This is a genomic window from Arthrobacter sp. R4-81 (assembly GCF_054792365.1).
The window spans coordinates 978,779-996,570 of sequence record NZ_CP096445.1; the positions used below are offsets into that span (position 1 = coordinate 978,779).

Sequence of the window (17,792 nt, forward strand, 5' to 3'; positions counted from 1 at the left end):
TCCGATCAGCGGCCGCGCGCGCGCTTCAGGTCCCGGTGGAGCTTGGCGTTCATTTCCTCCAATTCCAGGACTTTGGCCACTCCTGCAAGGTTCAGCCCTTCGTCAAGCAGTTCACCGATCCGCCGCAGGACTGCGACGTCGGATTCGCTGTACTGGCGCGTTCCACCTGAGGTGCGATCGGGCGTAAGCAGGCCCTTTCGCTCGTACTGCCGAATGTTCTGTTGACCGGTCCCGAGCAGCTGCGCTACAACCGAGATCGCATACACGCCCACGTCGTCTCCGTGCTCTGCCATGATGCTCCTTAGCCTTGTGCTCAACAGCTCTTGCCATAGTCTCTCACTGGTGTTATAAAAAATCTATATCCAGCACCACAGATTAGTGGAATGGATACCCAAAAAGATATGAGCAACTACCTCATGCTGAAGGAGTGGGAAATGATGTTGATGCGCACCGACCCGTTCCGTGAGCTGGACAGGTTCACGCAGCAGGTCTTCGGAACCGCAGCCCGGCCGGCGGCGATGCCCATGGATGCCTGGCAGGCGGACGGGGAATTCGTCGTCGAGTTTGATCTCCCTGGGGTCAACGCTGATTCCGTGGACCTGAATGTCGAACGCAACGTTCTTACCGTCCGTGCGGAACGCGGTGAACCGGTAGGCGAAGGTGTTGAACTGATTGTTTCCGAGCGGCCCCGCGGCGTCTTCAGCCGCCAGCTGATCCTCGGTGACACGCTCGACACTGAAAACGTCAAGGCAAGCTACGACGCCGGTGTCCTGACCCTCCGCATCCCGGTCGCTGAGCAGGCCAAGCCCCGCAAGATCGAAATCGAGACGAAGCGCCGGCAGGAAATCAACAGGTAACTCCAGCGGGAACAGGGTGACCGGTATCCCGGGTTGCCCGGGGCGGCTTTCGGCAGGGCCGGAAGCCGCCCCCCACTGGCACCAGGCGGCAGGGGATGGCAAGCATGAGCAACGAGCCTGCGGACTACTACACGGTGTTGGGAGTGGCTGACACCGCCACCCAGCAGGAAATTTCGCGCGCTTTCCGCGGGTTGATGCGGACACGTCATCCGGACGTGGACTCTGCCGGGGCTGCACCGACGTCTGCTGAAGTGCTTGCCATCATGAACGCTTTCGGAGTACTGCGCGACCCCAAGAAGCGCGCAGACTATGACCGTCGGCACAACCGCCATCGGAAAAACGATACGGCCCGTACACGGGACAACAGTGCACGGGATAGAGGCTCCCGGGATAGAAGCGCAGGGGAAGAAAGTGCACGGGATCATCGGGCACGGGAGGCCGCACGGGGCGAGCGCCCGATACGGACAAGCGCACAAGACATACCTGTGCGCTATGGGCCCCGTGAAGTGCCGGTCCGCCGGATTTCAAAGCCGTCCCCGCTCCTCCGGGTGACCCCTGTGCGGTGGGAAGAAGGGCCCTGGGCCTGGCCGGATGTAACGGATTAGGAGAACCATATGAGCACGTGGCGCCGCTACGATTCGCATCTTATCCCTGCGTTCCACGAACGCTTTGAACAGCGCTGGGGAGTGGGAACAGCACCGTTCCTGGACCCGGAAGCCCATGAGGAGCCCCTGCCAAGAGCCCAGTGGATCAATCCGGACACGGGGGCTGCCATGGCCGTTGTGCCGATCTGGGCTCCTGATGACATTCAGCATCGCTCCTTCGGTGTTTTCTACCTGCCGCCGGCGGGGGACATCTGGGTGTTGCGTCCTGGGTATACGGCCTACCTGGAGCCGGACGGCACCGATTCGGAGCAGCTGATAACTCTCCGCAATGATGCCTTCAAGAAGGCGCTGGCGCACGCGAAGGACTTCCTGTTTGGTTCAGATGCCCTGCTCCACTGATCACTTGTACCGTGTAAGCCAACGGGAACTCCTGCCAGTGCGTGGCATGGAGGCGCCGGGGGTCCTAAAATCAATCCACCACCGGCACAAGAACATAGGGGTCCCTGGACATGAGCGTAACCGCCAAAGACCTGGCCGCATTGATACCGGCGTCCTTCACGATGGGCGTTGCGACGGCAGCCTTCCAGATCGAGGGGGCTTTGGATAAGGACGGACGCGGACCAGCCGGCTGGGATGTCTTCGCTGCAAAGCCCGGTGCAATCGTAGATGACGGGAGCCCTGCCGTTGCCTGCGACCACTACCACCGGATGCCCGAAGACGTTGCCCTGATGAAGGAGCTCGGCATTGATTCCTACCGTTTCTCCCTGTCCTGGCCTCGGATCCAGCCTGATGGCAAGGGAGCGCTGAATCCGTCCGGCCTCGACTTCTATGACCGGCTCCTGGATGAGCTGCTGGCCAGCGGGATCGCCCCGATGGTAACCCTCTACCACTGGGACACCCCTCTTCCGTTGGATCAGGCCGGCGGCTGGATCAACCGGGACACCGCCTATCGCCTGGGCGATTTTGCTGCGATTGCAGCCTCCGCTTTCGGTGACCGGGTGGCCCGCTGGGTGACGGTTAACGAACCTGCCACCGTGGCCACAAACGGATATGCCCTGGGTCTGCATTCACCGGGTGAGTCGCTGCTGCTGAACGCTTTTCCCAGCGTCCATCACCAGCTCTTGGGGCATGGCCTGGCTGTCCAGGCTTTGAGGTCTGCCCAAGTTCCGGGAGAAATCGGCATCACCAACGTGTACTCCCCGATGGTTCCTGCATCGGGTAACCCCTTGGACAAACTAAGTGCCGGCCTTATGGATATCGCCCAGAACCGGCTTTACGCCGACCCTGTTCTGACCGGCAAGTACCCTGACGTCATCCGCGCAGCCAAGTTCTTCTCGTCCTTCAACCACCCGGATGAGGACATGGCCGTGATTTCTCAGCCGTTGGACTTCTACGGCTTGAACTACTACATGCCCACCAAGGTGGCGGCGGGGGCAGGCGAAGGGCCCGTCCCAGCAGGCATGGCCGAGGCAATGGGCAGCGACCTTACGGACAGCGCGCCTGGTTCGCCCTTCCACATCACGGCCTGGTCTGACGCCCAGACAACTGCCTACGGCTGGCCCATCAAGCCCGAATATATGTCTGTTGCCTTGGCCGAAATGGCCGAACGGTATCCGGACCTTCCGCCGGTGTTCATCACTGAAGGAGGAGCCAGTTTCGACGACGTGGTGGTCCGGGACAGGAAAGCGGACAGAATTTTCATACCGGATGAACGCAGGCTGAGATACCTGGCCGAACACCTTGCCAGCGCGTTGGAGGCAACTGCCCCCGGCGGTGTGGCGGAATCGATAGATCTGCGCGGGTATTACGTTTGGTCCCTCATGGACAATTTCGAATGGTCCGCGGGATACCGGCAGCCTTTTGGCCTCATCCACATTGACTTTGAGACGCTTGCCCGGACGCCGAAAGCGTCCTTCTACTGGCTTCAGGAGGTCCTTGCCTCCCGCCACCCCGGCGTTCCTGAAGCAGCGGCAGCCACGGTGAGTCAGAGCTAAGGCAAGCGGTCAGAGGAGCTTCAGGCCTTTGAGACCCTTGGCAATCCCGGCGCCGTCAGGGGAGTAAATCCAAGGGACATTTGAACCGGTGTGATCGCCGTTCTCCGAGTGGCCGCCCGCCAGGACAGATTCACTTACGGACAGTTGCCGGATGGCGATGGCTGCCACGCGCGACCCGTGCTCCCGGGAAAACTCCGAGTAGATCTGTTCGTCGTGCTGGCCGTTGTCACCAACCAGCAGCCAACGCATGTCCGGGAACTCCGCCGCCAGCCGTTCCAGGTTGCGAAGCTTGTGTTCCTGACCGCTGCGGAACCAGCGGTCCTGGGTGAGTCCCCAGTCCGTGAGCAGCAAGGTGCCGGAAGGGTACATGTTCCGGGTGAGGAAACGCGCCAGCGTGGGTGCCGCGTTCCAAGGCCCCGTGGACAGGTAGACAACAGGCGCATCAGGATGCTCCACGATCAGGCGGTCCAGCAGCACAGCCATGCCCGGTGTTGCCATCCTGGCCCGCTCACTCAGGACGAAGGTGTTCCAGAGAGCCAGGAACGGGCGGGGAAGGGCCGTGACCATGACGGTGTCATCGATGTCCGAAACAATCCCAAAGCGGGTACCGGGAGCCACCACAAAGATGTTGGCCTCGGCCGGTTCGGTGCCCTCAGCACGAAGCACTGCTGTATGCCATCCCGGCGAGAGGGAAACCTTTACATCCGTGTCCACCAAGCCGCCGCGGTCCGTTTTTACTGTGGTCACAACTCCGCCGATTTCCATCTCGACGGTCACATTGGGGATGGGAATGCTGGTGAAGGCACGCCAGCCGCGGACGTTCTGGTTTCCGTTCTTTGCGGCGTGCTCTGCGCGGCTGCCGGGGGCAGGCTTGCTGGTCAAAAGGACCCGGGCCAGGATACGGACGAACTCAGTGGAACCGTATCCCTGGTACGCAACGGTTTGGGGAACGAACTTCCAGCGCCTCGCCAGCCGCATCCTCAAGGTGTTCCCGGCATCCGACAGCTTGTGGGCCAGCCGGAACACGTGGTTCCCTGCCAGTGATGATTCCTTAGGCGCCAATTCCATGCCTCCACTCTGCCACAGCTGCTACGCCCGAAGACGCAGATCAGCGCAGCGGATCAACCGTCTCCCAGCAGGCCACGCAATGTGAACGCATTCCGCACTGCGTTGCCGCCGCCGTCGTTGTTGAAGTAGACCAAGACGTCCTTGCCCGCGGAACGCCATTCGCTGATCCGATCCGCCCACCATTTCAGGTCATCGTCCGAATACGACCCACCATAGAGGTGCTGGTGGTCGGGGCCGTGGAGCCGGACATACACAAAGGGGGCGGTGGCGCGAAGGATGCAGGGCAGGTTGGCCCCGCTCATGATGCAGTAGGCGGCCCGGTGGCGTTCGAGGAGTTGGTACACCTCCGGGTGGTCCCAGCTGTCATGGCGGAACTCCACCGCCACGCGGATCCACTCCGGCAAGGCCGACAGGAAATAGTCCAGCCGGGCGTCGTCACGGGCAAGATTGGGCGGCAACTGTGCCAGCAGTACCGCCCTTTTGTCTCCAAGTTCATGCCAACACCGGGTTATCCGTTCCACCCACACTTCCGGGCTGTAGAGCTTCTTGGCGTGGGTGAGGCCGCGAGGGGCCTTCACTGACATGGCAAACCCCTGGGGAAGCCGGTTGCGCCAGCTCGCGAAGGCAGTCTCCCGAGGCCAGCGGTAGAAGCTTGCATTCAGCTCCACGGTATTGAACCGCGCCACGTAATGCTGCAGCCGGTCCCTGGACGGCAACCCGGGAGGGTACAGAACGTTCTCCCAGTGGTCATAGCTCCAACCGGACGTGCCGATATTGAGGGTCACTTAGTCTTCGCCGGCCCATTCCAGCGCGTGACGGGTAAAGGCCTTCTCCCAGCGGTGCAGTTCAGTTTCCGGCAAAGGGCCACGGGCGACGGCGGCCGCGGCCTCCTCAAGGTGGGCGGCATTGGAGGTGCCCATGACCATGGTGGACACCCCCGGGGCGAAAGCCGAGAACCGGACTGCCGTGCCGGGCCAGTCGTCGGCCTGTGGTTCGAGGCCCATCTGGTTGATACGGTCCCAATACGTTTCCCCGTAAGTGCCTGTTGGCCGCTCACTGTAACGCCAGGGTGCGTTAGCGAGCGGGCGTTTGGCCACCACGCCGATTCCCCGGTGCGCGGCGTCCGGCAGTATCTCGTGCAGGGAGTTCTGGTCCGCAATGTTCACCGACGTCTGGAGGGCGCCGAAGGCATTGGATGCGGCAGCCCAGGCGAGGGCTTCGTTGTCGCCGCTGTAACCGGCCACCCGTATTTTGCCGGCATCAACGCAGGCAAGCAGCGCGTCGATGGCTTCCCCTTTTTCGAGGATTGCCAGCGGGCAAGAGTGGAGGAAGACGACGTCGATCACGTCAGTGCGCAGGGTTCGGAGCGACTCCTCCACCCCGAGTCGTACTGCTGCCGCGCTCCAGTCCGGCTGACCAGGAACGCCAGTCCCCACCTTCGTAGACAGCACCACGTCATCCCGGTGCGGGGGCAGAAAGGCGCCGAGCCGTTGCTCCGAGCGCCCGTAGCTGCGGGCGGTATCAAAAAAGGTGATGCCCAGTCCCAGCGCCCGCTCCAGAAGGTCATGGGCCTCCTGATCCGTGAGGACGTCATCCCCGAGGTGTCCTGCACCGAAGCCCAAGGCTGAAACGGAGAAAGTGGTGTGGCCGAACGTCTTATGAAGCATTGACTGGGTTCCCTTCTGTCCTGCGGCATCCACATGCCCGCGACAGAACCCAGCACATGGAAATGTATCCATCGGCAGCTGCATCACCGTGTTTCAACCCTACACCTCGTGCCTTGAGGCCAGATTGTGGCACGCTAGGGTCCATGGCACGCATCGAGGATTATGCGATGGTTGGGGATCTTCACACCGCCGCGCTGATCAGCATGGAAGGATCCGTCGATTGGCTGTGCCTCCCGCGGTTTGACTCCCCGGCGTGCTTCAACGCCTTGTTGGACACGCCGTCCGCCGGCCGCTGGCTTCTGGCTCCCGTGAACGGCGGCAAATGCACGCGTCGGCGGTACCAGCCAGGGACGCTCATCCTGGAATCGGAGTGGGACACCCCTGATGGGCAGGTCCGCATCATTGACTTCATGCCACCCCGTGACGAAGTGGCTGACATTGTCAGGATCGTGGTGGGTGTCAGTGGACAGGTGAGGATACGTGGCGAACTGGCCCTGAGGTTTGATTACGGCCACATTGTTCCGTGGGTCCGCCGTGACCACTTCGGAGTGCATGCCGTGGCCGGACCCGATGCCGCCTACCTCGTGACCCAGGCGCCCTTGCGGGGCGAGAAGTTTCAGACGGTCAGTGACTTCACGGTCCATGAGGGCGAACGTGTATCTTTCGTGCTGACGTGGGCGCCCAGCCATGTCCGCAGGCCCCGCTCTGTTAATGCTGAAGAGGTGCTGCAGGCCACTGAGGAGTTCTGGTTGGAATGGACGGAGAAGTGCCCTGTCAACGGGCCCTACAGCGAAGCGGTGCAACGCTCGCTTATCACCCTCAAGGCGCTTACCTATGCCCCGACCGGTGGGATAGTGGCAGCGGTTACCACCTCGCTGCCTGAGCAGCTGGGCGGCCCGCGGAACTGGGATTACCGCTACTGCTGGCTGCGCGACGCCACCCTGACCCTTCAGGCCCTCCTGGCCGCCGGTTACACGGACGAGGCGGCAGCCTGGCGCGACTGGCTGCTGCGTGCCGTTGCGGGGGACCCGGCGGACCTTCAGATCATGTACGGAATCCACGGCGAACGACGGCTTCCGGAGATGCAGCTCCCCTGGCTGGCCGGTTATGAGAATTCCAAACCGGTGCGGATCGGGAATGCGGCAGCAGACCAACTGCAGCTGGATGTCTGGGGCGAAGTGCTGGACTGCCTGTCCCTGACCCGCAACTCATTGCTGCGGCACACCGATGAGGCGTGGGATGTCCAGATCGCGCTGATGGAATACCTCGAAGGAGCCTGGGACCAGCCCGACAACGGGTTGTGGGAAATGCGCGGGCCCCGCCGCCACTTCACCCACTCCAAGGTCATGGCCTGGGTAGCTGCAGATCGCATGGTCAAGGGTGTCCGCGAGTCCGGCCTGCCGGGGCCAGCCGACCGCTGGGAAGTCTTGCGGGACACGATTCACCATGAGGTGATGACCAAGGGTTTCGACGTCGAACGCAACACGTTCACGCAGTCCTACGGCCGGCCTGAACTGGATGCGAGCCTGCTGCTGATTCCGCGGGTAGGATTCCTGCCTCCCGAGCATCCACGAGTGATTGGCACAATTGATGCCATTCAGCGCGAACTGTCGCGGGACGGTTTCCTGCTCCGCTATCAACCTGAATACAGCGACGACGGATTGCCCGGGGACGAAGGGGTGTTTCTGGCCTGTTCATTCTGGATGGTTGAGGCGCTGCTGGGGGCGGGGCGGCATTCCGAAGCGAGGGACCTCTTCGAAAGGCTCCTGGCGTTGCGTAACGACGTAGGCCTGCTGAGCGAAGAGTTCCACGTGGGCGATGGCAGGCACTTGGGAAATACCCCCCAGGCATTCAGCCACTTCGCCTTGGTGTTGAGTGCTTTGGAACTCGAGGAAGACACGATGCACCGCAGCGATACGCCGTTGCGGGGAAGTTGAGCAGCTGCTGAAAGGCCCCCTCACGTTTTCCTCTCAGGCGTCGGTAAGTATACTTACTAATACCTCACGACGCCGTGGAGTATGGAGGAGATGCAATGTCTGGATATTTCGAACTCGTGGACGCGCCCGACGGCGGATACCGCATCAGGATGCTGGACGGAACGGGAGCTCTCATGGCTGTCTCCATTACGTTCCCGACGAAGAAAGCAGCAGTGGCCGGTATTGCCAAGGCCCGCGAAATCGCCGGCACCGGGCTTGTCCGTGACCGCAGCCATGACCAGCAGTCGGCACCCGTCAAACAGCAGAGCCTCAAGCAACATGTCAAGGCCGCCAGGAAATCCACGGCTGTTGGGGGGCACGGCCAATTGATCGCCGCGGGAAGGCGCGCAGGTATGGGCCACTGATGCCTAACGGCAAAGCCCGTGGAAAGCATCGGGCGGCGGTCCTTTTCGACGTGGACGGGACACTCGTGGACTCGTCGTACCTGCACACCATGGCTTGGTGGCATGCTTTCCGCGGAGCAGGTTTCGACGTTCCCATGGCTTCGATCCACCGGGCCGTGGGCATGGGCGGGGACAAGTTGGTGGCCCATCTTTTGCCCCCGGACCGCGACATGGGCCAAGACGCTTCGGTGATGAATGCCCACGCCGCCATCTTCTCAACCTACTGGCCATTCCTGAAGGCGTTCGACGGCGCCCGCGACCTTCTGTTTCAATGCCGGGAAGGAGGGCTCGCCGTCGCGCTGGCCTCTTCCGCACGTGAGCAGGACCTGAAAATGCTCCGGTCCGCCCTTAATTCGGACTCTTACATCCACGTGGCCACGAGCGCCAATGATGCCAAGGAAAGCAAGCCTGAGCCTGACATCCTCCTGGCTGCCCTGGAAGGACTTGGGGTGAGCGCCCACGATGCTGTTTATGTGGGGGACGCAGTGTGGGATGTGTACGCGGCCGCCAAAATCGGCATCCCCACGATCGGCGTAACCTGCGGCGGCACCAGCGAGGCCGAGCTCAGGGATGCGGGAGCTATAGAGTTCTATTCCGGTCCGCGCGAACTGTTGGGCAATCTCAGGGACAGTGCCATCGGGAAGCTGCTTCAAAGCAAAGCGCTCCATTAAGGGACTGTTTAGGCGGGGGCTGCCTTGTATCGCAGCTCCTCAGATGTCACGCCACTCATGGTCGGGCAGATTGGCTCCGGCCGTCGGCCCCATCTGGAGCATCCCACCATCCACCACCCACGACGCCCCCGTGACGTAGCTCGACGCCGGCGAGGCAAGGAAGGCGATGACGGCCGCGATCTCCTGGGCGCGACCAGAGCGGCCAAGCGGAATCCCGGGCTCGTTCCTGGGTTGCGGGTCGTCACCCTCTTGCCCGGACATGGGAGTAGAGATGGCGCCCGGGGCGACTGAGTTCGCCGTGATTCCATGGCTGGACAGCTCAAGGGCAATCGTCTTGATGAGCCCGCCCAGCCCGTGCTTGGCTGCCACATAAGCGGAGGAGCCCACCTTGGGCTGCGTTTCATGGACGCTGGTCACTGCAATGATCCTGCCGCCTTTCCCGGCCTGGACCATATGGCGGGCTGCCGCCTGGATACACAGGAAGGCCCCGTTGAGGTCCACATCCATGGTCTTGGTCCAGCCGTCGTAGCCAAGCTTCAGGAACGGGGTGCCTTCACCCGTTCCGGCGTTGTTGACGAAAACATCCACGCCGCCGAGCCCGGCCGCGAGTTCATCCACGACGCCGGAACATGCCGGAATGTCCGAGGTGTCCAGTTGCCGGACCACGGCTGTCCTCCCGGCCTCCCTGACCTGCGAGGCAGTGTGTTCCGCGCCTGCCTCGTCAGTGTGCCAGGTGATGCCGATATCCAGGCCGTTCCGGGCCAGGGCCACAGCTGTTGCCCTGCCGATACCCGAGTCGCTGCCCGTGACGATTGCCGTCCGGGGGGAAAACTCCTGCGATGAAAATCCCATGCCGCGTTCCTCTCGGTCTGGTGGTCGTTAGTCCTGATCACTAAGCCCTGGTTCTAACCCTCGCTTGCGTCCACGACGCAAAACCGGTTGCCTTCGGGATCTGCCAGCACTATGAAATCTGCATCGTCCGGGTAGAGATCCCAGTCAACGCGTTCGGCTCCAAGGTCCAAAAGCCGTTGGACCTCCGCTTCCTGGTTATCGGCCCAAAGATCCAAATGGATCCGCGGGTGCAATTGAACTGGACTCTCGCTGAGCATCAGTGCCAGCCGGGCGCCGTTGCCGTTCTGCGGGTTCAGGATCACCCACGTGTCGTCCCCGTTGTCCTGGGGAGCGTAGTCAAGGGCGGCGCTCCAGAAAGCTGTGGCTCTGGCGACATCGCCAACGCCAAGGACGGTGGTTCCGACTGTCAGCATTCCTACACGGCCTGACCCGTGGTGGCCTCGTTAGCAGCCTCGTCCTTCCGCCAAGCCACGAATACGCGGACCGAGCCGTCGTCGTTTCTGTCCACTTCCGTGACGATGTCCGCCACGCTGGCCCCCATGCCCATCAGCTTTGCCCGATAGGTGGTGACCAGCTCTTCGAGGCTGGATTCGGTCCATTCGCCCGGCCGCATGCGGGTGGAAATCTCGACGGGCTCGGGCTGGTATAGCGTCATGATGTTGCCTTTCCTTGGGGGACTGGGGCACCTTCAACGCTAGTGAGTTCCCGGTCCGGGAGGCAAGGGATTTGATCAGGTTGCTTAGTTTTTCTCTGACCTAAAAACTAATAAGCATGCTGACCTTCACAGGGAACTGAATCGGCGCTACGGTCAAAGTACCCCCGGAGAGTTGTCCGCCATGACCTCATACGGGGACCAATTCCATATCCATTCCGGGCAGGATGCTGCCGCCCGGAGGACCTCGTGAGGAGTGAGCACAATGCCAAAGGCACGCGATTTTATGACTCCTGGCGCCGAATGCGTCGGAGAAAAGGAAACCCTGGAGGCGGCGGCCCGCAAGATGAAATCGCTCAACGTAGGTGCACTTCCCATCTGCGGAGAGGATCAGCGGCTCAAGGGAATGGTCACTGACCGGGATATCGTCATCAAATGCCTGGCTGAGGGCGGAGACCCGCGCAGCGTCACGGCGGGCGAAATGGCTGAGGGGAAGCCCGTCACGATCGGTGCCGATGACACCATAGAAGAAGCCATCAAGACCATGCAGGAACACCAGGTCAGGCGTCTGCCAGTGATTGACGGGCATGACCTGGTAGGCATGCTCAGCCAGGCTGATATCGCCCGCAACTACCCCGAGGACCGTGTGGGTGAACTCGTAGAGTTTATTTCCTACTGATCCTTCGGACCCTTTGCCGTCCGGCTACCGTTATCCGATTTCTCATCGCATTGAGAGGCAAACGATGAAGGCACTCACCTGGCAAGGCAAACGATCCGTCAGCGTCGAGGAAGTTCCTGATCCGGTGATCCAGGAACCCACAGATGCGATCGTCCGGATCACCTCCACCGCCATCTGCGGATCCGACCTCCACCTGTACGAAGTGCTGGGTCCGTATATGCATAAGGGTGATGTGATTGGCCATGAACCGATGGGCATCGTGGTGGAGGTCGGCAGCGCGGTTACCAACCTGAGGGTGGGAGACCGCGTCGTCATCCCGTTCGGGATAGCCTGCGGCGAATGCTTCATGTGCCGCCGAGGGTTGCAGTCCCAATGCGAGACCACCCAGGTCAAGGAGAAGGGCTCCGGAGCCGCCCTGTTCGGCTACTCCGAGCTGTACGGTTCCGTGCCGGGCGGCCAGGCCGAGTATCTGCGGGTGCCCTTCGCAGACTACGGCCCGGTGAAAGTGGGGACCGAATTGCCTGATGAGAGGTATCTGTTCCTGTCCGACATCCTGCCCACGGCCTGGCAGGGGGTCAAGTATGCCGACGTCCCTGTTGGGGGAACCCTCGCTGTCTTCGGCCTTGGCCCTGTCGGACAGTTCGGATCAAGGATAGGGCGGTACCTGGGACAGCGGGTCATTGGCGTTGATCCCGTTCCGGAGCGCCGGGCAATGGCAGCCAGACACGGCGTGGAAACGCTCGACTACTCCAAGACCGTGGCAGATGAACTGCGCGACATGACGGAGGGCCGCGGCCCCGATGCGGTGCTCGATGCGGTGGGGATGGAAGCCCACGGCTCGCCTGTCGCAGGGTTCGCCCATCAGGCGTTGGGGCTGCTGCCTGACAAGCTCGCGCAGAAGGCGATGGAAACGGCGGGAGTGGACCGGCTTGCCGCCCTCCATGCGTCACTCGATGCGGTGCGTCGGGGCGGTACGGTTTCCCTCAGCGGCGTCTATGGGGGCCAGGCCAGCCCTATGCCCATGCTGTGGATGTTTGACAAGCAGATCCAGCTGCGGATGGGGCAATGCAATGTGCGGAACTGGACGGATGAACTGCTTCCGCTGGTGGAGGACGACGCCGATCCCCTGGGTGTGATGGACCTCGTCACCCATCGAGCGGGGTTGGGAGAGGCGCCGGCCCTGTACGAGAAGTTCCAGAAGAAGGAGGATGGCTGCATCAAGGTGGTGCTTAACCCGTAGCTCAGCGTTGCGGCTACGGGAAAGCCTTCCAGGCCTTGAAGAATTCCTTTTCGGCTTCCTCAGCCCGTCGTTCTTCCAAGGCGTGCAGACGGCCGAAGGTAAAGCCGCTGTCTGCTTCGGATTTTGATCCCGGCTCTGGCTTTGATCCCAGTCGCAGGAGCTGTTCCCTGGCCATGACGCTGTCCTGGTGCTGGCCAAGGATCTTTTGGATCGTGTGCGCTGCATCCTCGATTCGGTCCGCGGACTTGGCTTCTGCGATCGAAGCGGCCTCGGCAATGTAACGCACCCGTTTCGCTGCTTTCCGCACGTCGTGGAAGGCCGCATCCCGTGGGCCTCGGTCAGAGTTTGGGTCCGAGTTTGCTTCCGAGCCTGCCTCTCCCCATTTCGGCTGGTCCAGTGCTGCAGCCTTCCTACGCAGCCTCCGTACATCCTTTTTGACCAGCTTTACCAAACCCTTGCCGGCCGGCCGTGCTGCCTTGTCACCCACAAAGGGCCTGTCCGTGAGGGCGTCCAAGGCTTGAACCAGACGGCGGTAGCGGTCGCTGCCAAGCGCCTCCAGCACCTCGCCGTGGGCGTCCCGGGCTACGGCCCTGAGAGCCTGGTCAATGCGCTCTGCGGCAGGGCCCAGAAGCAAGGCGTCCGCCTCCTCGGCCACAAGCGCCGCCAGCCGGTCCCGGATTACCTCCGGATCGCGGGCCTTGCCCAACACCCCGGAGAGCCACTTCAGTTCAGAACGCAGCTCAGGGAGGGACAGGTTCGGGCTGCCATCGTCTGCCTGCCGGTTACCCGGCCCGAGCATTGACTGCGCTGATTTAAGCACCGCGCGGAGACGCCTGGCAGACATCCTCATCTGGTGGACCGAGTCCGGCAGATCGTCCCGGACACGCGGCGCCTGCTGCTGGAGTTCCGCCACCTGGCGTCGCAGGTACTCCAACAGGACTTCACCGGAGGTCGGACTCGACGACATCTCCGTAGCTTCCCGGGTGCTCGCCATGCTTCACTCTATGGCCGGAAGGCGGGCGATATACAGCCCGGACGAAGGGCTACAGTTGCCTCATGAATTCATTGGGGGATGGGCGGGACAGTTCAGAGGCAGGACGAATCAGAACGGTCGCGCTGTCGGCAGCGTTGGTGCTGTTGTTGCTGGCCGGCCTGGTGCTTGTCCTGCTTCCGAGCACGGAGACGTACGGTTGGTTTGCCTATGCGCCGCTGTCCCAGCAGTACTTCATGCCAGAAGGGCTGGTGTTCCTTGGGGTCCGGGCCAGGGTGGGGATCGCGCTCATTGTGGTGGCCCTGCTGGGAGCTGCTTTCTGGGCCGGCTTTTGGCTGGGCCGGCGCCGCGTGGATCCACAGGCCAGCGTGGACCCTGGCCGCGGATAACAGAGTCTGCGCTACGGCCTTAGGTAAGGCGGATCTGCCGGTTAACGTCCTTGTACAGCAGGTAGCGGAAAGGACCCGGGCCGCCCGCGTAGCAGGCCTGCGGGCAGAAGGAGCGGAGCCACATGAAGTCTCCGGCTTCCACCTCCACCCAATCATCGTTAAGCCGGTAAACGGCCTTGCCCTCCAGCACGAAGAGTCCATGCTCCATCACGTGCGTTTCGGCGAAGGGAATGGTTCCACCGGGCTGGAAGGTGACGATGTTGACGTGCATGTCGTGGGCGAGGTCGTCCGGGTCCACAAACCTCGTGGTGGCCCATGCTCCATTGGTACCAGGCATAGGACGGGGCTCAACAGCCTGGTCACTGGTGACGAAGGACTTGGCCTCGAAACCCTCCAGCGGCTCGTAGGCCTTCCGTATCCATTGGAAAGTGGCCGGTTCCCCCGAGCTGTTCCTGATGGACCAGTCCGAACCGGCGGCCAGGTAGGCGTAGCCTCCGGCCTCAAGATGGTGGAGATCGCCGTCGAGCGTCAGGGCGAGCTGACCCTGGGTCAGGAAGATAACGCCCTCGACGCCGGATTCGGCCTCCGGGTTCTGCGATCCGCCTCCTGGAGCTACTTCCACGATCAGCTGCGAGAACGTGGTGGCGAAGCCTGCGATAGGACGGGCGATAATCCACGCGCGGCTCTGGTTCCACCCTGGCAGGTTGCTCGTGACGATATCCCGCAGAACGCCCTTGGGGATGACCGTATAAGCCTCTTTGACAATGGCGCGGTCAGTGAGGAGCTGGGTCTGCGGCGGAAGGCCGCCTTCCGGAGAAAAGTAGCTGCTCATGGGTTCGCTCCTGGTGCGCTGGACGAGTCGGTTGATGAGTTGAGGGACGTTTGCGGCTGGGCCAAGGACCGGAGCTGGGGGAGTTCCAGGCCCGCAAGCAGCTTCACTTCCGCGGTTCCCACGGCGCCGCACTGCAATCCGCGGAGCACGAAGGCTGCGAGGGCACGGGCGCTGGCGGGCTCGTCCATCACACCCTTTTGCGTGCGCTGAACATAGTTCCGAAGCCGCGTGGCAGCGGGGATAAGCCCCTGCCGGTAGAAGGCATAAGTGGCTGCAAAGCGGCTGGGAAGCTGCGCCGGATGAAGGTCCCACCCTTGGTAGTAGCCACGCTCCAGCGAACGCCGCACCAGCCGTCCGTGCAGGACCCACGCCGTCTCGACGTTCTCACCCACCGGAATGATGTTGGTGGAGCCGTCTGAAAGCCGGATCCCTGTCCCGGCCACGGCAAGCTGCATCACTTCCTTCGCGAAATCAGCCACAGGATGCTCCATGGACTGATATTCGGCAGAAATCTGCAGTGATGCTGAATAGTCGTAAGTGCCGTAGTGCAGCCCGCTGATCCGTCCGGGGACCACGTGGGGCAGCTGTGCCACCGGCGAGGTGCCGTCCGGGCCGAGGATGAGCTGGGGCGTCTCCACCTGCACTTCGAACCTCAGCCTTCCTGGCGGGAGCGAGTGGATCTCTTCCAACCTGGTCACTGCAAACTCGAGGGCCTGCACCTGCGCCACAGTGGTTACTTTTGGCAGCGTGAGCCTGAGCCCGGCGGGAAGCTCGCCTGCGTGCGCAAGCCCGGAGATGAAGAGGTCCAGCGTCCGCAGTCCGCGGGTGCGGGTGGATTCTTCAAGACCCTTAAACCGGATGCCGATGAACGGGGGCGAGGTTCCGGCAGCAACCGCCTCGGCCACGGCGTGAGCGGCTGAAACAGCGTCGGCGTCCTCGGCGTCGTCGCCCCGGTCCCCGTATCCGTCCTCAAAGTCCAGCCTGAGATCCTCTATGGGCTCGCTGGTCAACTTCGCTTCCACCCTGGTGGCCACGGCGGTTGCCAAAGCACGTTCCTGGCCGAGCAGGTGACCGAGGTGGACCAGGCCGCCCCGGGACTCGGCAGTTGCAAGCGCCTGGGCACCCCATTCGGCGGCAAGCGATGGCGTGAAGGTGTCCGCCGGAATATACGCAGTCTGAACGGGTTGGCGCGAGCCATCGTCGCCGGGGTAGTTCTGCACCAGCATCCTGTCCGTGGCAGCGAGCCGCGAATCAATCTGCGCCAGGTCAGCGCTTGAAAGCGATCCCCGGGGCGCTCCATTCATGCGTCAGCCCACCAGTTCATAGGCGGGGGTGGTGAGGAAGTCCGTGTAATCCTCTGAGAGGCAGATATCGGCAATGAGGCTGCTCGCGGGCTGATAGTACTTCTCGAACGCGTCCTGGCCCACTTCACTGCGCAGGCGCTCAGTCTCTTCGGCCAGGATTCCTGCCACAAGCTCGCGGTTTACTGTGTTGCCGGTGTCGGCCAGGACCACCGCGTTCCGGATCTGCTGCCAGACCTGGGACCGGGAAATTTCGGCGGTGGCAGCATCCTCCATCAGGTTGTGGATTGCTACTGCGCCGTTGCCGGAGATCCAGACCGCGGTATAGGCGACGGCGACGTAAAGATTCAGCCGCAGCCCGGCTTCGGTGACCTGGCCGCCGGCGGAGGCAATATCCAGGAGCTGGCCAGCGGTGACGGAGACCTCGGGACGCTGCTTGTCGAGCTGGTTGGGGCGCTCGCCGAGCACGGCATCGAACACCTCCTGACAGACGGGAACAAGGTCGGGGTGCGCCACCCAGGAGCCGTCGAAGCCGTCAGTCACTTCGCGGGTCTTGTCAGCCCTTACCTTCTCGAAAGCCTGGGCCGTTACCTCCGGCTCCCGACGGTTTGGAATGACTGCTGCCATCCCGCCCATCGCGAAGGCGCCGCGGTGATGGCAGGTTTTGACCAGCAATTCGGTGTAGGCGCGCATAAACGGAGCGGTCATGGCAACTGAGGCACGGTCCGGCAGGACGAAGGCCGGCCCCGCGTCCCGGAAGTACTTGATGATGCTGAAGAGGTAGTCCCAGCGCCCCGCGTTCAGTCCTGAGGCGTGGTCCCGCAGCTCGTAGAGGATCTCGTCCATTTCGAAGGCCGCCGGGATGGTCTCAATCAGCACAGTAGCCCGGATGCTCCCCTGCGGTAGGCCGAGGTAATCCTGCGCGAAGACAAAGACGTCGTTCCACAGACGCGCTTCGAGGTGGCTCTCCATTTTGGGCAGGTAGTAGTAGGGGCCATGACCGTTGCGGAGCAATTGTTCGGCCACGTGGAAGAAGTGGAGTCCAAAGTCCACCAGCGCGCCGGCGGTGGGTTCGCCGTCGGCCAGCAGGTGCCGCTCATCCATGTGCCAGCCGCGGGGGCGGGCCACCACCACAGCTAGCGGGGCGTCTGTGCGAAGGGTGTATACCTTGCCCTCAGGGGAGGTGTAGCTCAGGGTGCCGCGGGCCGCGTCACGCAGGTTCAGGATGGAGTCGATCACGTTGTGCCAGGTGGGCGTGCTGGCATCCTCCAGGTCAGCGAGCCACACCTTGGCGCCGGAGTTCAGGGCGTTGATGGCCATCTTCGCCGGAGAAGCTGGGCCCGTCATCTCCACACGCCTGTCCTGGAGCGCAGCAGGGGCAGGAGCAACTTTCCACCCACCGGAGCGGATATCGGCGGTCTCCGGCAGGAAATCCAGCTTGCCTGTCCGTGCAACCTGCTCACGCTTGAGCACGCGGGCCTTCAACAGCTCCGCACGCGTTGAAGTAAAGCGCTGGTGGAGCTCCTCAATGAAGGCGAGAGCCTCCGGCGTGAGGATTTCCCAGGCCCTTGAAACGGGCTGCGGATCGGTGACTGTGAGGGCCATCGAGTGTCC

At 62.6% G+C, this 17,792-nt stretch carries 21 protein-coding genes; 10 read left to right on the forward strand and 11 right to left on the reverse strand.

Annotation, left to right across the window (positions count from 1 at the left end):
- Nucleotides 1-5 precede the first annotated feature (5 nt).
- On the reverse strand, nucleotides 6-293 hold the full coding sequence (locus tag M1E05_RS04595) for a MerR family transcriptional regulator (protein WP_458111947.1): 288 nt from the start codon (nucleotides 291-293) through the stop codon (nucleotides 6-8).
- Nucleotides 294-437: 144 nt separating this feature from the next.
- On the opposite strand from M1E05_RS04595, the gene M1E05_RS04600 reads away from it, so the two are divergent.
- The 4 genes from M1E05_RS04600 (at nucleotide 438) to M1E05_RS04615 (ending at nucleotide 3,456) form a co-directional block, all read left to right on the forward strand.
- Nucleotides 438-857, forward strand: a complete 420-nt coding sequence (locus M1E05_RS04600; protein ID WP_458114563.1) for an Hsp20/alpha crystallin family protein — start codon at nucleotides 438-440, stop codon at nucleotides 855-857.
- A gap of 104 nt (nucleotides 858-961) precedes the next feature.
- Nucleotides 962-1,462 carry a DnaJ domain-containing protein gene (locus M1E05_RS04605; protein WP_461164593.1) on the forward strand — a complete coding sequence of 167 codons (501 nt, stop codon included), beginning with the start codon at nucleotides 962-964 and terminating at the stop codon, nucleotides 1,460-1,462.
- 9 nt (nucleotides 1,463-1,471) lie between these two features.
- Nucleotides 1,472-1,861 carry a hypothetical protein gene (locus M1E05_RS04610; RefSeq protein ID WP_458111945.1) on the forward strand — a complete coding sequence of 130 codons (390 nt, stop codon included), beginning with the start codon at nucleotides 1,472-1,474 and terminating at the stop codon, nucleotides 1,859-1,861.
- 110 nt (nucleotides 1,862-1,971) lie between these two features.
- Nucleotides 1,972-3,456: a GH1 family beta-glucosidase gene (locus M1E05_RS04615; RefSeq protein WP_458111944.1), complete on the forward strand. Its 1,485-nt coding sequence runs from the start codon at nucleotides 1,972-1,974 to the stop codon at nucleotides 3,454-3,456.
- A 9-nt stretch (nucleotides 3,457-3,465) separates the two neighbouring features.
- Here M1E05_RS04615 and M1E05_RS04620 read toward each other — a convergent pair whose 3' ends face one another.
- From M1E05_RS04620 to M1E05_RS04630, 3 genes are read right to left on the reverse strand one after another with little or no spacing between them, the layout of a single operon-like run.
- Nucleotides 3,466-4,524 (reverse strand): App1 family protein, encoded by a 1,059-nt coding sequence (locus M1E05_RS04620; RefSeq protein ID WP_458111943.1) that lies wholly within the window; start codon nucleotides 4,522-4,524, stop codon nucleotides 3,466-3,468.
- A gap of 53 nt (nucleotides 4,525-4,577) precedes the next feature.
- On the reverse strand, nucleotides 4,578-5,309 hold the full coding sequence (locus tag M1E05_RS04625) for a DUF72 domain-containing protein (protein ID WP_458111942.1): 732 nt from the start codon (nucleotides 5,307-5,309) through the stop codon (nucleotides 4,578-4,580).
- Nucleotides 5,310-6,191, reverse strand: a complete 882-nt coding sequence (locus M1E05_RS04630) for an aldo/keto reductase (protein ID WP_461164594.1) — start codon at nucleotides 6,189-6,191, stop codon at nucleotides 5,310-5,312. It lies immediately after the preceding gene.
- A 143-nt stretch (nucleotides 6,192-6,334) separates the two neighbouring features.
- Here M1E05_RS04630 and M1E05_RS04635 point away from each other — a divergent pair, with 143 nt between their 5' ends.
- The 3 genes from M1E05_RS04635 (at nucleotide 6,335) to M1E05_RS04645 (ending at nucleotide 9,242) form a co-directional block, all read left to right on the forward strand.
- Complete coding sequence (locus M1E05_RS04635; protein ID WP_458111940.1) at nucleotides 6,335-8,128, forward strand: glycoside hydrolase family 15 protein; 1,794 nt, start codon at nucleotides 6,335-6,337, stop codon at nucleotides 8,126-8,128.
- A gap of 95 nt (nucleotides 8,129-8,223) precedes the next feature.
- Entirely contained in the window at nucleotides 8,224-8,532 is a 309-nt protein-coding gene (locus tag M1E05_RS04640) for a YegP family protein (protein ID WP_461164595.1), read from the forward strand.
- A complete protein-coding gene (locus M1E05_RS04645; protein WP_461164596.1) occupies nucleotides 8,532-9,242 on the forward strand; it encodes an HAD family hydrolase in 711 nt (236 codons plus the stop codon). The genes M1E05_RS04640 and M1E05_RS04645 overlap by 1 nt, the downstream gene beginning before the upstream one ends.
- Before the next feature lie 39 nt (nucleotides 9,243-9,281).
- Here the strand turns inward: M1E05_RS04645 and M1E05_RS04650 are convergent, their stop codons facing one another.
- The 3 genes from M1E05_RS04650 to M1E05_RS04660 are packed head-to-tail and all read right to left on the reverse strand — an operon-like array spanning nucleotide 9,282 to nucleotide 10,749.
- The gene (locus tag M1E05_RS04650; protein ID WP_461164597.1) at nucleotides 9,282-10,094 is read right to left on the reverse strand and encodes an SDR family oxidoreductase; all 813 of its coding nucleotides are present in this window, start codon (nucleotides 10,092-10,094) and stop codon (nucleotides 9,282-9,284) included.
- 53 nt (nucleotides 10,095-10,147) lie between these two features.
- Entirely contained in the window at nucleotides 10,148-10,507 is a 360-nt protein-coding gene (locus M1E05_RS04655) for a VOC family protein (RefSeq protein ID WP_458111936.1), read from the reverse strand.
- Between the two features lie 2 nt (nucleotides 10,508-10,509).
- Complete coding sequence (locus M1E05_RS04660; RefSeq protein WP_458111935.1) at nucleotides 10,510-10,749, reverse strand: hypothetical protein; 240 nt, start codon at nucleotides 10,747-10,749, stop codon at nucleotides 10,510-10,512.
- A gap of 262 nt (nucleotides 10,750-11,011) precedes the next feature.
- Between M1E05_RS04660 and M1E05_RS04665 the strand changes: the two genes are divergently transcribed.
- Nucleotides 11,012-11,425 (forward strand): CBS domain-containing protein, encoded by a 414-nt coding sequence (locus tag M1E05_RS04665; protein WP_458111934.1) that lies wholly within the window; start codon nucleotides 11,012-11,014, stop codon nucleotides 11,423-11,425.
- 64 nt (nucleotides 11,426-11,489) lie between these two features.
- Complete coding sequence (locus tag M1E05_RS04670) at nucleotides 11,490-12,665, forward strand: zinc-dependent alcohol dehydrogenase (RefSeq protein WP_461164598.1); 1,176 nt, start codon at nucleotides 11,490-11,492, stop codon at nucleotides 12,663-12,665.
- A 13-nt stretch (nucleotides 12,666-12,678) separates the two neighbouring features.
- Here M1E05_RS04670 and M1E05_RS04675 read toward each other — a convergent pair whose 3' ends face one another.
- On the reverse strand, nucleotides 12,679-13,659 hold the full coding sequence (locus M1E05_RS04675) for a CHAD domain-containing protein (protein WP_461164599.1): 981 nt from the start codon (nucleotides 13,657-13,659) through the stop codon (nucleotides 12,679-12,681).
- A gap of 62 nt (nucleotides 13,660-13,721) precedes the next feature.
- On the opposite strand from M1E05_RS04675, the gene M1E05_RS04680 reads away from it, so the two are divergent.
- A complete protein-coding gene (locus M1E05_RS04680) occupies nucleotides 13,722-14,045 on the forward strand; it encodes a hypothetical protein (RefSeq protein ID WP_461164600.1) in 324 nt (107 codons plus the stop codon).
- 19 nt (nucleotides 14,046-14,064) lie between these two features.
- On the opposite strand, the gene M1E05_RS04685 is transcribed toward M1E05_RS04680, so the two are convergent.
- From M1E05_RS04685 to aceB, 3 genes are read right to left on the reverse strand one after another with little or no spacing between them, the layout of a single operon-like run.
- Nucleotides 14,065-14,877, reverse strand: a complete 813-nt coding sequence (locus M1E05_RS04685; RefSeq protein WP_461164601.1) for a bifunctional allantoicase/(S)-ureidoglycine aminohydrolase — start codon at nucleotides 14,875-14,877, stop codon at nucleotides 14,065-14,067.
- Nucleotides 14,874-16,181: a DUF6986 family protein gene (locus tag M1E05_RS04690; RefSeq protein ID WP_461164602.1), complete on the reverse strand. Its 1,308-nt coding sequence runs from the start codon at nucleotides 16,179-16,181 to the stop codon at nucleotides 14,874-14,876. Before M1E05_RS04690 ends, M1E05_RS04685 begins: the two co-directional genes overlap by 4 nt.
- Before the next feature lie 3 nt (nucleotides 16,182-16,184).
- Entirely contained in the window at nucleotides 16,185-17,783 is a 1,599-nt protein-coding gene (gene aceB / locus M1E05_RS04695) for a malate synthase A (RefSeq protein WP_461164603.1), read from the reverse strand.
- Nucleotides 17,784-17,792 lie beyond the last annotated feature (9 nt).